The organism is Propionicimonas sp. (genome assembly GCF_034927565.1).
Lineage (GTDB): Bacteria > Actinomycetota > Actinomycetes > Propionibacteriales > Propionibacteriaceae > Propionicimonas.
In genome coordinates, this window is record NZ_JAYFPT010000010.1 from 75,473 (window position 1) to 88,529 (window position 13,057).

Annotated in this window: 8 protein-coding genes and 1 pseudogene; 5 read left to right on the top strand and 4 right to left on the bottom strand. The window is 71.1% G+C overall.

Translation table 11 applies throughout. From position 1 onward, the window contains the following. The first annotated feature begins 345 nt into the window (after positions 1-345). From VB080_RS03135 to VB080_RS03145, 3 genes are read left to right on the top strand one after another with little or no spacing between them, the layout of a single operon-like run. Positions 346-750, top strand: coding sequence for a transcriptional repressor (locus VB080_RS03135; RefSeq protein WP_323416964.1), 405 nt, complete (start codon positions 346-348; stop codon positions 748-750). Between the two features lie 20 nt (positions 751-770). Then, positions 771-2,543 carry an ABC transporter ATP-binding protein gene (locus VB080_RS03140; RefSeq protein ID WP_323416965.1) on the top strand — a complete coding sequence of 591 codons (1,773 nt, stop codon included), beginning with the start codon at positions 771-773 and terminating at the stop codon, positions 2,541-2,543. Then, a complete protein-coding gene (locus tag VB080_RS03145) occupies positions 2,540-4,366 on the top strand; it encodes an ABC transporter ATP-binding protein (protein WP_323416966.1) in 1,827 nt (608 codons plus the stop codon). Before VB080_RS03140 ends, VB080_RS03145 begins: the two co-directional genes overlap by 4 nt. Here VB080_RS03145 and cydC read toward each other — a convergent pair. From cydC to VB080_RS03165, 4 genes and pseudogenes are all read right to left on the bottom strand, one after another. Continuing rightward, the gene (gene cydC, locus VB080_RS03150; RefSeq protein WP_416339591.1) at positions 4,344-5,957 is read right to left on the bottom strand and encodes a thiol reductant ABC exporter subunit CydC; all 1,614 of its coding nucleotides are present in this window, start codon (positions 5,955-5,957) and stop codon (positions 4,344-4,346) included. The two genes, VB080_RS03145 and cydC, sit on opposite strands and share 23 nt — an antisense overlap. A gap of 234 nt (positions 5,958-6,191) precedes the next feature. Further along, a pseudogene (gene cydD / locus VB080_RS03155) lies at positions 6,192-7,919 on the bottom strand (thiol reductant ABC exporter subunit CydD); the annotation flags it as partial. A gap of 153 nt (positions 7,920-8,072) precedes the next feature. Continuing rightward, entirely contained in the window at positions 8,073-9,155 is a 1,083-nt protein-coding gene (cydB, locus tag VB080_RS03160; RefSeq protein WP_323416967.1) for a cytochrome d ubiquinol oxidase subunit II, read from the bottom strand. Positions 9,156-9,167: 12 nt separating this feature from the next. Further along, a complete protein-coding gene (locus tag VB080_RS03165; RefSeq protein ID WP_323416968.1) occupies positions 9,168-10,679 on the bottom strand; it encodes a cytochrome ubiquinol oxidase subunit I in 1,512 nt (503 codons plus the stop codon). A gap of 118 nt (positions 10,680-10,797) precedes the next feature. Here VB080_RS03165 and VB080_RS03170 point away from each other — a divergent pair, with 118 nt between their 5' ends. Together VB080_RS03170 and VB080_RS03175 are read left to right on the top strand one after the other, a co-directional pair. After that, positions 10,798-11,127, top strand: coding sequence for a BlaI/MecI/CopY family transcriptional regulator (locus tag VB080_RS03170; protein WP_323416969.1), 330 nt, complete (start codon positions 10,798-10,800; stop codon positions 11,125-11,127). Between the two features lie 218 nt (positions 11,128-11,345). Further along, positions 11,346-13,043, top strand: coding sequence for an ABC transporter substrate-binding protein (locus VB080_RS03175; RefSeq protein ID WP_323416970.1), 1,698 nt, complete (start codon positions 11,346-11,348; stop codon positions 13,041-13,043). Positions 13,044-13,057: the final 14 nt, after the last annotated feature.

Below are 13,057 nucleotides of genomic sequence, written 5' to 3' on the forward strand. Positions count from 1 at the left end.
GGATCACCCCAACCTGTGACGCCACGGCCAAGGACGGAATGCCACTCACAGCTTGCGCAAGCATTCCGATGCTGGCTCGCCACCCATGGCGAAGCTGTGATCAAGCCCCCGAGGACGGAACCCGGATCACAGCTTGCCCAAGGATGACAATGCCTCAGGACGGCCGGGGTGGTGAGTGGGAGGGCTGGACGGCTGGGCGCTGCTCGGTGATTCTCCCGGCAGGCGTGTGGACCAACCGGAGTCTGATCCTCCCCGACCACGTCCGCGCTTGGCCCCTGTCGGCCTTCCTAACGTTGTGGAAAAATGGCATAGATTCTCAGTAGCAGCGACCGAAGAGGAGCGATCATGGTGGGCACGGCCCCGGCAACCCGACGCACCGCGCAGAAGGAAGCCGTCTGGCGCGCGCTGGAGGGCTCGCCCGGTTTCGTCTCCGCCCAGGATCTGCACCAGAAGCTGGTGAGCCAGGGCGACTCGGTCGGGCTGGCCACCGTCTACCGGCAGCTCGCGGCCCTCGCCGCCGAGGGCAGAGCCGACACCATCCCGGACGCCGGCGGAGTGCTCTATCGGGTGTGTGCCCCCGGCGGCCACCACCACCACCTGGTGTGCGAGTCGTGCGGCAAGGCGATCGAGATCCAGCCGCCGCTGGAGGACTGGATTCGCGAGGTCGCCCGCGACAGTGGCTACACCATCACCCGGCACGTCCTCGAGGTGTTCGGCACCTGCCCCGACTGCGCCCGCCGTCTCTCGTGACCGCACCGGCCGTCCCTGGCGTGCGTGAGGCCGTGCCGGGCTGGGTGCCATGGTGCCAGGCGGCGATCTCCTGGGTCGGCGCGGCCGCCACCGCGTTGCTGTTCTGGCGGCTCGGGGTCGCGCTGGACGGCGGCGGGGCCGGGCAGCTCTGGCTGCTGCTGGGCCTGGTGGTCGTGGCCGCCGGCGCGGCGGCCGGTGGCGCCTGGTTCACCCAGTGGGCCTCGTCTGGGGCCGAGCGCGAGCTGCGACAGGGCGTGGTCGCCAAGGCCTTCGACCTCGGCGTGGTCGGGACGGACGGACGCTCCGGCGAACTGCTCTCGCTGGCCACTACCGCCGTGGAGAAGGCCGCGAGCTACCGGGCCGGCTTCCTCGGCCCGATCGTCGGCTCGCTGACCACCCCCTTCCTTGTGCTGGGCGTGATGGCGCTCACCGTCGACCCGGCGATCGCCGGCTGGCTGGCCCTGCTGGTGCTGGTGGTGCCGCTGCTGGTGGGCGGTTTCCAGCGGCTGGTCAGCCCGGTCGGCGCCGCCTATCGGCGCACCCAGACCGCGCTCACCTCGTCCTTCCTGGAAGCCATCCAGGCCCTCGACACGCTGGTCTACGCCCGGGCGGCCGACCGCGCTGCCGCGGATCTGGCCCGCCGCGGCGAGGATCACCGCCGTCAGGTGATGCGGCTGCTGGCCGGCAACCAGGTGCTGATCTTCGTGGTGGACGCCGCCTTCTCGCTGGCGATCGTGGTGGCCGCTGCCGGCCTGGCGCTGGGCCGGATCGGCGCCGGTGACCTCACCCTCGGCCAGGCCATCGCCATCCTGCTCATGACCGTGCTGGTGGTGGCGCCGGTCGACGTGATCGGCCAGTTCTTCTACATCGGCATCAGCGGCCGGGCGTCCGTCCGGCAACTCCGCCACCACCTCGCCACCCCCTCCCCCCACGTCCCGTTTGTGCGGAGTTCGGCCGGGAATCAGGCGGGCCGTACCCCGCTCAAGTCCGCACAAACGGGTGGGTCTGGGGGTGCCGGGATCGTGCTGGAGGAGGTGACAGCGGGGTGGACGGACGGTGCCCAGGTTCTGGAGCGCTTCAGTCTCGATGTCGAACCGGGGGAGAAGGTCGCCCTGGTCGGTCCGACCGGGGTCGGCAAATCGACGGTCAGTGCGCTCGTCCAGGCGCATCTGCTGCCCTCGTCCGGACGGGTGCTGGTCGCCGGGCACGACACGTCCGCCACCGACCCCGATGTGGTGCGGTCACAGCTGGCGGTGGTCGAGCAGCGCACCTTCCTGTTCCTCGGCACGATCGCCGAGAACCTGCGGATCGCTGCCCCGGACGCCACCGACACCCGGCTCTGGGAGGCGCTCGACCTCGCCGGCCTGCGGGCCGACGTCGAGGCGATGCCCGAGGGGCTGGCCAGCCAGGTCGGTGAGCACGGCCGGCTGCTCTCCGGCGGCCAGGCGCAGCGGCTGGCGATCGCCCGGGCCGCGTTGCGGGACGCCCCGATCCTGGTGCTCGACGAGCCCACCTCCCAGGTCGACCTGGCCGCCGAGGCTGCGATCCTGGCCGCGCTCGCCCGGCTGGCCGCCGGCCGTACCGTCCTGATGATCGCCCACCGTCCCGGCGCCATCCTGGCCGCCGACCGCGTTGTCACCCTCGCTGACTCGAACAAGACCCCTCCCCCAACCGGCCCGATGGGGACGGTTCCCTCGAACCACGCTCCCGAGCAGGGGTCGGCTGCTACTGGTTCGACGGAACCGTCCACCCCAGCGAACCCGGACGCTGCATCACCGCGGGAGCAGGTATGAGCGCCGCCGGTAGCCGCCGGGAGCTGGCCCGCTGGCTGGTCGGGCACACCCGGGCGCTGCTGGCGCCGCTGAGCATCGCGGTGGTGGCCCGGATCGCCAACCAGGTGCTCGGAATCGTCCTGCTGGTGCAGGTGGCGCAGGCCTTCGCCGACGCCGCTGCCGGACGGACGCCCGCCCTGCCCGGGCTGCTCGGCCTCCTCGTGGTGGTGGCGCTGGCCAAGGCGTTGCTGCGCTACCTCGAGCACTACGCCGGCCATTTCGTCGCCTTCACCTCGCTGGCCCGGCTGCGGGAACTGTTCTTCGCCCGGCTGGTGCCGCAGGCCCCGGCCGCCACCCAGGGCCGGGCGGGCGCCGAACTCACCGACCGGGCCACCCGTGACATCGACCGGATCGAGGTTTTCTTCGCCCATACCCTGCCACCGGCGGTCGCCGCGGTGGTCGTCCCCGCGCTCGCGCTGGGCTGGTTGGCTGCTGCGGTGGACGGACGGCTGGCGCTGGTCATTGCCGGCTTCGTGGTGATGATCGTGGTCGTCGTGCCGCTGCTGAGCGGACGAGCCACCTGGCGCGGCTCGCATCGCGTGGCCGCCCGCCGCGGACGGCTCGCCGCCCACCTCGGCGACGACCTGCAGGGCGTCCGCGAAGTGCTGGGCTTCGGCATTCAGCGCTCCCGGCTGGCCGGGCTGGCTGATGCCGATGACGCGCTGACCGGCGCTCGCCTGCAGGCCGGCCGGGTCGACGGGATCCGGGCTGCCACGCTGCTGGTGCTGGAGTTGCTGACGCTGGTGGCGGTGGTCACTGCTGGAAGCGCGGCCGGCCTGCCGCCGGCGGCTGTCGCCGTTGCCCTGGCGGTCGCGGTCGGGCTGTGGGCTCCCGCTCGCGGGGTGGATGACTTCGTCACCGGGCTGGATGCCGCCTTCGCCGCCGCCGCCCGGGTGCGCGAGGTGACCGACGCCCCGCCCCTGGTGCGCGACCCCAAGCGGCCCCGGCCTATCCCGGCCGCCATTCCTTCCACCTCGGCCGCTACCCCGTCCTCAGGCGTCCTTGCTGCTGGCATGCCCGACTCCGCCGGTGGGCGACCCACGCCACCTGGCACTCCGCCCGCCGCCGAACCTGCCGCCGTCGAGTTCGACCAGGTTACGTTCAGCTACCCGGGCGCCTCCGTCCCGGCGCTGACCGAGGTCAGCGCCACCTTCCCGTCCGGCAGCCATGCCTGCGTGGTGGGAGTGTCCGGCAGCGGCAAGTCCACCCTGGCCGGGCTGCTGCTGCGTGGCTGGGATGCCCAGACCGGCAGCGTCCGCGTCCATGGCGTGGACGTGCGGGAGGCGGCGCTCGACGAACTGCGCGGCCGGGTGGCGCTGGTCCCACAACGACCCACGCTGCTGTCCGGCACGATCGCCGACAACCTGCGGCTCGCCGCCCCTACGGCCGGCGACGACGAACTGCGCCGGGCTGCCACCGTGGCGGGGTTCGACGTCGACGCCCTGCCGGACGGGCTGGCGACGGTGATCGCCGAACGCGGCCTGAACCTCTCCGGCGGGCAGCTCCAGCGGCTGGCCATCGCCCGGGCGCTGGTCGCCGCGCCGGACATCCTGGTGCTCGACGAGGCGCTCAGTCAGCTGGACGCGGGCACTGCCCACCTCGTCCGCGATCGACTGGCCCACCATCGCGTCGGCCTGACCACCATCGAGATCACCCACCGCGCCGACCTGATCCCCGACCAGACTCCGACGGTCGTGCTGGACGCCGGGCGGGTGGTCGAGCAGGGAACGGCAGGCGACCTGCGGGCCGCCGACGGCGCCTTCAGGCGGCTGGAGGCCCGCTGAGCTCGACCACCCGGTCGCAGCGTGCGACCAACGCCGGGTCGTGGGTCAGTACCAGCACCGGGACGTCGGCGCTGCTCGCCCAGAGGTCGTCGGCCAGGGCCGTCGCGGTGGGCGCGTCGAGATGCTCGGTGGGTTCGTCCAGCACCAGCACCTGGTAGTCCCCGACGAACAGCCGCGACAGCGCCAGCCGCCGGGCCTCACCACCGGACAGGGCCGTCCCGCCTTCACCGACCAGCCGGGACGGCGCCAGCCCTCCCAGCCCGGCCCGCAACAGGGCGCGCGTGATGTCGGCGTCGGTGGCGTCCCGGTTCCCGATCCGGACGTTCTCGGCGATCGTGGTGCCGAAGATGTGGGCGTCCTGGGCGAGGTAGCCGGGGCGTCCGGCCAGCTCGAGGCTGCCACCCTGCGGGTCGATCAGGCCGAGGATGGTGGCAGCGACGGTCGTCTTGCCGACCCCGCTCGGGCCGACCAGGGCCACCTTCTCCCCCGGGGCGACCGCAAGATCGAGGCCGCGGACGACGGGCGGTTCGCCGGGCCAGCCGGCGTCCAGCCCGGTCAGGGTGAGGTGTGGGGTGACATCGGTGACCAGCACCGCAGGGACGTCGCCGGACCCGACCGGCTCGGCGTCCAGCACCGCCTCGACGCGCCGCAGCGCGGTCCGGGCGCGGGTGGCGGTCTGGGCGGCCTGGGCCAGCGCACCGAGCGCTTCGTGCAGGGCGAGTGGGGTGAGTGTGAGGACGGCGAGCATCACCGGCGGCAGGGTGCCGCTGGCCACCTGATGGCCACCGAACCACAGTGCCCCGGTCACCGCGAGTCCGGCCGCCAGCGACTGGAAACCCTCGGCGAGCCCCTGCACCCTCGCCGCCCGTCCCTCGTGGCCGCGCAGTCGGGCGTCGGTGGCGGTGAACCGTGCCAGGTAGGTGTCGGCGGCGTCGTAGGCCACCAGATCGGTGGCGGCATGGCTGAGTTCGTGGACGGCGTCGGCCAGGTCGCCGCGCAACCCGGCCAGCGCGCTGTCGTCCTTGCGGGAGACCCGGCGGGCGAGTTCGGGAACCACCAGCCCGGCCAGGAGGGCGCTCAGCAGCAGCACGCCGGCGCTGGCCGGCGACAGGACGGCCAGCGCTGCGGAGGTCACCAGCACGACCAGCGCCGCGGAGGCGAACGGGATCCAGACCCGCACCACCAGATCCTGGATCGCCTCGACGTCGGCGATCACCCGGGAGAGCAGGTCGCCCCGGCGGCGACCCAGCAGGGTGGTGCGGGCCAGGGTGGCGTAGGTTTCCAGCCGCAGCGCCGACTGCAGCCGCAGCGCCACCTCGTGGCTGGCCAGCCGCTCGACATAGCGGAAGCCGCCGCGGGAGATGCCGAACGCGCGCACCAGGGTGGCGGCCGCGCTCAGGTAGAGGACCGGCGGGTGCTCGGCTGCCCGGGAGAGCAGCCAGCCGGAGGTGGCCATCAGCGCCACCGAGGCCCCGGTGGCCAGGAAGGAGAGCAGGACGGCTCCCACCAGCCGGGCGCGGGCGCCGGGAACCGCCGCGAACACCCGGTGGAGGAGAGAGCCGCGATTCCCGGTTCGGCCGACGGATTCCAGGCCGGGTTGCGCGGCGGGTTGGCCGGCCGCGGCGGCTGCCGGGGTTCCTTCAGCGCGAGAGTGGGACGGGGCCGTCCGGGCGCTCCGGTCGTCGGCGACTGGCAGGTCCGTGCGGGGGCGTTCAGCAGTGGCGGCCGGGATCGTGGTGTGGGCCCGGTGCCCCGGGCCGTCGTCGGGACAGGTGTTCGGGGGTTGTTGGTCGTACTCGCCGGACAACACCGGCGGCGCGCCGGTGAGGGTGACCACCCGGTCGGCCTCGGCGAGCACCGCGGGACGGTGGCTCACGACCAGGACGGCGACGCCCAGCCGGCGCAGGGTGCCGAGCAGGATCGCCTCGGTGTCGGCGTCCAGCCCGGCGGTCGGTTCGTCCAGAACGAGCAGGCGCGCCCGTCCCAGCGTCACCCGCAGCAGCGCCCGGGCGACGGCGATCCGGCGGCGCTCGCCTGCCGAGACCCCCTCGGCGTCGTCGCCGATCAGCTGGTCGGCCGGCAGGGCAGCCGCTCCGGCCAGGTCGAGTGCCTCCCGGACGGCGAGGTCGGTTGCCCCCGGGTGGCCCAGCCGGACGTTGTCCGCCACCGTCCCATGCACCAGCCCCGGCTGCTGCCCCACCCAGGCGATCGCCCCGGACCGCTCGATCCGGCCTGCGGCAGGGGAGAGGAACCCCATCACCGCGTGCAGCAGGGTCGACTTCCCGACACCGGAGGGACCGGCCAGGGCCACGATCTCCCCCGGCCCGACCGCGAAGGAGGTCGGCTCCAGCGCTGGCCGGTCCGCTCCCGGATAGGTGTGCGCCACACCGTCCACCACCAGCACGGGGCCGTCCGTGGTGGACGCGCAATGGGGGGTTGGGGACGAGAGCGACGCCGGGGTGGGGACGGCACCGGCAGGGCTGACGGTCGGGCTCGTCGGGGTGCTCGCGGGGGTGGTGGGGGCGGCCTCGTGTGCTGGGGCGTCGCCGCGGCTCGTCGGGGTGCTGACCGGGCTGTCGGAGGGTCCAGCCGCCCCCTCCCCGCGGGCCTCGTCGATCAGGGCGAAGGCGGCGTCGGCGGCGGTCACACCGTCGGCCGAGTCGTGGAAGTGGGCCCCCACCTGGCGGACCGGCAGGTAGGCCTCCGGGGCCAGGATCAGGACGAACAGCGCGGTGGCCAGGTCGAGGTCGCCGAAGACCACCCGGAAGCCGACGGTGACCGCCACCACGGCCACCGAGAGGGTGGCCAGCAGTTCCAGGACCAGCGCGGACAGGAAGGAGATCCGCAGCGTGCCGAGGGTCTCGCTGCGGTGCGCGGCCTCCGTCCGGCGCAACCCTTCGACCTGGGCCTTGGCCCGGCCGAAGACCTGCAGGGTAGGCAGCCCGGCGACCAGATCGGCGAAGTGGTTGGCCAACCGGTTCTGGGTGGCCCAGCGGCGCTCGGTGCGGGCCTGGGTGGTCCAGCCGACCAGCATCATGAACAGCGGGATCAGTGGCAGCGTCACGGCCAGGATCACCGCCGAGGTGAGGTCGGCGCCCAGCACCGCCAGCCCCACGATCAGCGGCACGGTCGCGGCCAGCAGCAGCTGTGGCAGGTACTTGGCGTAGTAGTTGTCGAGCGCGTCCAGCCCCTTGGTGACCAGGGTGATCAGGGACGCGGTGGAGGTTCCCGACGACAGCGGACGGGCCAGCCGCGCCCGCACGATCTCGCCCCGCAACTGTGATTTCACGGCCGCCGCCGCGCGCTGCCCGAGCCACTGGTTGGCCCAGGCCAGCAGCCCCTTGCCGGCGAAGATCGCCGCCAGCACGCCGACCGCAGCCGGCAGGCCGGCCACGCCGCCGCCTGAGAAGACGCCTGCGATGCTGTCGGCCAGCACCCGCGCCTGGCCGAGGGTCAGCAGCGCCGTGGCGACGCCGACGGCGAGCCCGCCGGCCAGGAAGACCCTGGTCGCACGGGCGCGCCGTACCAGTCGTGGGTCGAGCGGACCCGGCATCAGGGGCGCCTCCTCAGCTCAGCCATGGGTGTCGCGATCCTGCGTCTCGATGCCGCTGGCCGGCCGGAAAAGGCCGTTGCGCGGGATCGACTGGCAGGATTGCGACACCTCCGCTCGCCACTGGCTGGCTCAGCCAAGCTGGTGTGACAGCCGCTAGCCCGCGTGGGCCGGCGCGGGCTCGTCGTCGGGGATGTTGTCAACGCTCAGCGGCCGGCGGAAGACCCAGTAGGTCCAGGCCGTGTAGCCGAGCACGATCGGGACGAAGATCACCGCCGCGATCAGCATGATGGTCAGCGTCGAGTCCTGGGAGGCCGCGGTCGCGATGTTCAACTGCATCGCCGCCCCGGGGGCGTTGACGAAGCCGAGGTTCGGGAACATCGCGGTGAAGATCCCGGCCGCCACCGCGATGATGCTGACGCCGGTACCGGTCAGTGCCAGGCCGGGACGTCCGCCCCGTCCGACGAACCACCAGCCGATCACCAGCCCGGCAGCGGCGACGACGAGCAGCCCCCAACCGATCCACCCGGTGGGGTGGATGACCGTGTTCTGCAGCACCAGGAACAGCGCCCCGCCGACGATCGCCACCAGGCCGATCACGGTGGCGAAGGCTCGCGCCCGGTCCTGCACGACGCCGCGGGTCTTCACGGTCAGGTAGATCGAGCCGTGGAACAGGAAGAGCACCACCAGCACGACCCCGCCCAGCAGGCCGAACGGGCTGAACAACTGCAGCAGGTAGGGCGCCGGGGTGAGCATGAACACCGCTGTGGTGGCCTGGGCGGTGACCGCCGGCAGCGGGGTGACCGGCAGCCCGATCAGGAAGTTGGCGAACGCCACGCCGAGCACCAGCGCGACCACGAAGGAGCCGATCGCCGCGCACCAGTCGAAGGTGCGGCGCCACTTGGTCTCGGGACGCTTGGCCCGGTACTCGAACGAGACGCCCCGGATGATCAGGCCGACCAGGACCAGGAACAGCGGCAGGTACAGCCCTGAGAACAGGGTGGCGTACCAGGCCGGGAAGGCTGCGAACATGGCGCCCCCGGCGGTGAGCAGCCAGACCTCGTTGCCGTCCCAGACCGGGCCGATGGTGTTGACGATGACCCGCTTCTCCTTCTCGGTCCTGCCGAGGAAGGGGATGAGCATGGCCACGCCGTAGTCGAAGCCCTCCAGCAGCAGGAAGCCGGTCCACAGCACGGCGATCAGAACGAACCAGACGATTTGCAGGGTGGTGATGTCCATGGCTGCCTCCGCTCAGTACGCGAACGTCAGGGGTTGGTCGTCGTCGGTGATCACCGTGGGTTCGGCGACTTCCGGCAACCCGAGTTTGATGTACTTCAGCAGCAGGCCCACCTCGACCACCGCCAGCACGCCGTAGATCAGGGTGTAGAGCACCATCGTGGCGCCGACCTCGAAGGGGCTCACCCCCGGTGACACCCCCGAGGCGGTGGTCAGCACGCCGTTGACCAGGAAGGGCTGGCGTCCCATCTCGGTGAAGATCCAGCCGAAGGAGTTGGCGAACAGCGGTGACAGCGGGGCGGCGATCATCAGGCCGGTCCACCACCAGGTCTGCTTCGGCAGCCGTCCCTTGCGCAGGGTGAACAGCGTGAAGGCTGCGATCGCCATACCGAGGAAGCCCAGCCCCATCATGAACCGGAAGCTCCAGTAGGTGACCGGGATGTTCGGCACCCAGTTGGCCACCCCCACGGTGTCGAGCCGGGGACGGGCATCGACCTGGAGCGGGTTGTCCGGGTTGACGATGCGGCCGGCCTCGAAGTCTGCGCGCAGGTCGTTGATGCCCTCGACGTGGCCGTCCCAGGTGCCGGTGGCGAGGAAGGACAGGAGACAGGGCACCTTGAACGACCAGAGTTCCTTGGAGCCGTCCAGGGTACCGATGGTGAGGACGGAGAAGTCTGCACACCCGATGCCGGGCCCACCCTCGCTGGTGTAGAGCGCCTCGGCCGCGGCCATCTTCATCGGCTGCACCTCGGTCATGATCTTGCCCTGGAGATCGCCGCTGACGATCGTGCCGACGGACGCCGCCAGCAGCACCCAGGCACCGAACTTCGTGGCGAACCGGTGGGCCTTCACCTCGCCCTGCTGGGCCGCTGTGGGCTCGCCGCCGGCGATCGCGGTGTTGAGCTTGGCCAGATGCCAGCCGCTGACCCCCATCACGAGGGCGCCGGCGGTCATGTAGGCGCCGAACAGGACGTGGGGCAGCGTGACCAGGGCCACCGGGTTGAACAGGACGGCGGCGAAGTCGGTCATCTCGGCGCGGTCGGTGACCGGGTTGTAGTGGGCGCCGACCGGGTTCTGCATCCACGAGTTGGCAGCCAGGATGAAGATCGAGGACAGCATCGTCCCGATCGCCGCCAGCCAGATGCACATCACGTGCAGCTTCTTGGGCAGCCGGTCCCAGCCGAAGATCCACAAGCCCAGGAAGACCGACTCCAGGAAGAAGGCGAGCAGCGCCTCGAGCGCGAGCGGGGCGCCGAAGATGTCGCCCACGAAGCGGGAGTACTCGCTCCAGTTCATGCCGAACTGGAACTCCTGGACGATGCCGGTGACCACGCCCATCGCGAAGTTGATCAGGAAGAGCTTGCCGAAGAATTTGGTCAGCTTGAGGTGGTGCTCAGCGCCGGTCCGCAACCAGATCGTCTGCAGGATCGCCACCAGCATGGACAGGGCGATGGTGATCGGCACGAAGAAGAAGTGGTAGACCGTCGTGATTCCGAATTGCCATCTGGCAAGGGAGTCCGGTGTCATATTGCGGACTTTACTATGGCCTGTCGTAGACCGCATGCCAACCGCCGAGGTGGGACGGGTGGCAGTTCTACTACTACGGAACGTCGTAGCCTTGCGATTCCTGACTTATCATGGGCAAATGGCCGTTCTGGGTGAACTCGAGAATGCAGTGATGGAGATCCTGTGGTCGCAGGATTCCGCACTGAGTGTCCGCGACGTCCACGAGAAGCTGTGGGAGCAGCGTGACCTCGCCTACACCACCGTGATGACGGTGCTGGACCGGCTGAGCAAGAAGGGCGTCGTGCACCGCGAGCTGGACGGACGCGCCTGGCGGTACCGTCCGGCGCTGACCCGGGTCGACCTGGTGCGGACCAGGATTGCGGAATTGCTGGACGACCTGACGCCGGCCGAGCGCGCCGAGGTGGCCCGCTGGGTGGCTGCCGCGGCCGACGCTCCCGCCGAGGCCTGACCGGACGGCGGCCCGTCCCGGTCCCACCCGCTCCACCCCGCACCGACCCTCGCGGTGGGGCGTCGCTGGTACCTACACCGGTATCACCGCGAAGAATCTCGCCCTCCTCTTTACTGGCAACATTCTTAACAGTAAGGTTTCCTTCCAGTAGTGCACCGGACTGCCGAGTGAGCCAGTCCGAGACATTTTCGACAACGACCGTCGAGAGAGGGAAACCGATGCACCACCCGACCCACCACCTCGCGAAAGCCCTGGTCGCAGGCTCTGCGGCCCTGACCCTGCTGCTGGCCGGCTGTTCGGGCAGCCAGCAGCCGTCCGCCTCCGGTGACTCCGGCGACCCGGCCAAGCCCGCTGCCGGCCGGCCGCTGCGGGTCTGGGGCGGCAACACCACCCCGATCGCCGAGAACTTCAACCCGTTCAACATCGACACCGCGCTCTACCCGACCTTCGGTGCGATCTACGAGCCGCTGTTCTTCTTCAACCAGCTGGTGGCCGACCCGCCGGTCGGGCTGATCGGTGACAGCTACCAGTACAGCGCCGACGGAAAGGTGCTGACGATCACGATCAAGCCCGGCCAGAAGTGGAACGACGGCGAGCCGCTCACCTCCGCCGACGTCGCCTTCAGCCTGGGCTACGGGCCGAACCACGACGCCGCGATGGTCTCCGCCGAGACCCCGGACGACACCACTGCCATCATCACCTACACCGAGCCCCGGTTCACCTCGGCCTCGCTGATCCTGGGTTCCACCTGGATCATCCCGCAGCACATCTGGGCCGACGTCACCGACTACCTGGCCGACACCAACGCCAACCCGGTCGGGTCGGGCCCCTACCTGGTGAAGAGCTTCACCGAGGCGGCCTACACGATTGCGGCCAACCCCAACTTCCGCGACGGCGCCCCGGCGGTCACCGAGGTGCAGTACCTCGGCCTGGACTCCAACCAGTCCGGCCAGGATCTGCTGGCCACCGGCAAGATCGACTGGGTCGGCCAGTTCATCGCCAATCCGGACGCGGTCACCGGCGGCGGCAGGATCGCCACCATGAACGAGCAGCAGGATCCGACGGTCATCCTGACCTGCGCGAACGCCGACCTGGGCTGCAAGGGTGCCCAGACCGATGTCGCGGTGCGGCAGGCGCTGAACCTGGCGATCGGCCGGTCGACGATTCGTGAGAAGGCCTTCGCCGGGCTGGCCGGGGAGGCCTCGCCCGCCTTCGCCCTGCTGCCGCGCGACGCCGAGTGGCTCTCCGACCAGTCGCTGGCGACCAGCCCGCAGCAGGCGGACGCCGCCGCTGCCGCTGCCATCCTCGAGGCCGCCGGCTATGCCAAGGACGGCGAGGGCTTCTACGGCAAGGCCGGCAAGGCGATCGAGCTGGACCTGATCTCGCCCGACGGCTGGACCGACTACAACGACGCCGCCAAGCTGATCAGCGAACAGGCTGCGGCAGCCGGCATCCGGGTGAACGCCCGCACCGTGTCCGAGGCCGAGTACTGGACGCCGATCTCCACCGGCGACTTCCAGCTGGTGATGTACGGCATCACCCAGTCACTGGTGGCCGATCCGTACTCAAACTACGACCAGTACTTCCAGACCGCCTCCACCGCCAAGGTGGGCGAGGAGCCACCGCGCGGCCAGAACTACGCCCGCTACAGCAACCCGAAGGTCGACCAGGCGGTGAAGGCCGCGGCCGCCACCCAGGACGAGGCGAGCAAGAAGGCCGCCTACGCCACCATCCAGGCCGAGATCGCCCGCGACCTGCCCTACATCCCGGTGGTGCTGAACGCCTCCCAGGCCTTCTTCAACACCGCCGACTTCACCGGCTGGCCGTCCGACACCGACAAGTACGCCGACCCGCTGCCCTACCTGTCGACGGCCTCGGCGATCGTGCTGGCCCACCTGAAGCCGGCCGGCGCCTGAGGCCGTGTCGACCC